This is a genomic window from Streptomyces sp. NPDC051104 (assembly GCF_040682835.1).
GTDB classification, from domain to species: Bacteria; Actinomycetota; Actinomycetes; order Streptomycetales; family Streptomycetaceae; genus Streptomyces; species Streptomyces cynarae.
The window spans coordinates 1-1,745 of the sequence record NZ_JBFBBS010000131.1; the positions used below are offsets into that span (position 1 = coordinate 1).

The 1,745-nt window shown below is 67.3% G+C and carries 1 protein-coding gene; it reads left to right on the forward strand.

Annotated elements, in window-relative coordinates; translation table 11 throughout:
- Window positions 1-312 precede the first annotated feature (312 nt).
- Window positions 313-1,707 (forward strand): IS4 family transposase, encoded by a 1,395-nt coding sequence (locus tag AB0N14_RS40040; protein WP_366030597.1) that lies wholly within the window; start codon window positions 313-315, stop codon window positions 1,705-1,707.
- Window positions 1,708-1,745 lie beyond the last annotated feature (38 nt).

Below are 1,745 nucleotides of genomic sequence, written 5' to 3' on the forward strand. Positions count from 1 at the left end.
CAATGCCGGTGAGTTAGCACGTCGGTGCAGGTCAGACGCTCGCCGGTTCCGGGTTGGGGTAGAAATATCCCCTGGTAACGTTGTGTAGTTCGTCACTTCTGGTGATGTGCTAGCAGAGGCCGGGACACAGCAACGGAGCTCCCGGTAGGACAGAAGATCGACCAAGATCCGACTGTCTGCAAGGGAACTCCGTTGGGTGCTCAGTGCGCCATCGCCCGCCCGCCGTCTGTCATTGCCGAGGACCGCCAAATCCCGTTAAACGGGCTGGTACCGCCGCCGGACCAGCGCTTTGGTGAGCATGTCCGCCTCGGCGTGTTGACCGAAGAGATCAGTGCTGAACTGGTGGACGAGGTAGTGGAGTTGACCGGCTGCGGCGAGCGTCGCCGCCGGCTGTTGCCAGCCCGTGCGGTGGTCTACTTCGTCCTGGCGTTGTGCCTGTTCAGCAGCTCCGACAGTGCCGGACCGCCGGGATACCGGTCGGTCCTGCGCACACTGACCGAGAAGCTGCGACACCTGCCGGGCCTGTGCGCGCAGCGCCTGCCCACCAGTTCGGCCCTGACCCGGGCCCGGCAGCGGCTGGGCGACAAACCGCTTCAGGCACTGTTCGAACGGCGGAGCGGCCCGCTGGCCACGCCCGCCACTGCGGGCGCGTTCGCCTTCGGGCTGCGGCTGGTTGCCTGGGACGGCACCGCGCTGGACGTGCCCGATACCCCGGCAAACGCCGCTGAGTTCGGCTTCACCGGCAAAGGCAGTGTCAACCAGAGCGGACACCCGCAGGTCCGCCTGATGGCGCTGACCGAGTGCGGCACCCACGCCCTGCTCGATGCGGCCTTCGACGCCGTGGCCAGGTTCAGCGAGCACAAGCTCGCCCGTCGGCTGCTGGCCTCCCTTCGACCGGACATGCTGCTGCTGGCCGACCGCAACTTCGCCGGACACCAGCTGTGGGGCCTGGCCCGGGCCACCGGCGCCCACCTGGCCTGGCGGATCAAGAAGAGTCTCGTCTTCGTGCCACTGCGGGTACTGCCCGACGGGTCCTACCTGTCCATCATGCGCACGCCCGCGGAGAACGTCCGCCACGGTCAGGCCCGCGCGGCCGGACGCACCCTCCCCGAGCCGCCCCAGGGGCATCTGGTGCGGATCGTCGAGTACACCGTGACCATCCGCCCGCACGCCGGCCTACCTCGCACCGAGGCATTCCGGCTGGTCACCAGCCTCCTGGATCACCGCCTCGCCCCAGCCCACCAGCTGGCGACGGCATATCACCAGCGGTGGGAGATCGAAAACGGGTTCGCGGAACTGAAGAACCGCCTGCGCGGCGCCGGATTCATCCTGCGCTCCAAGGCGCCCGAGCTCATCTGCCAGGAGATTTACGCCCTCCTCACCGTCTACCAGGCACTGTGCGCACTGCAGATGCACGCCGCAGAACACGGCGGGATCGATCCCGACCGGATCTCTTTCACCGTCACCGTGCAGCTCGCCCGGTTAGCCGTCGCCGCCCAGGCCGCAGCCAACGTGACCGCACTGGGCACCGCACGCCGCGAGGCCGTGACTGAGCTCCTGGCCGCTCTCCTCCCAGCCCGGCGCAACCGGCAGTGCCAACGGGTCAAGAAGCCGTCCAAGAACACCTTCGAGGTCAGAAAACGGGACCAGCCCCGCACTCCCAGTAACGTCCACTACACACTGAGAGTCACCAAGCACCCCATCTGACCTGCACTGATGCCCTAACTCACCGGCATTGCAGGTCA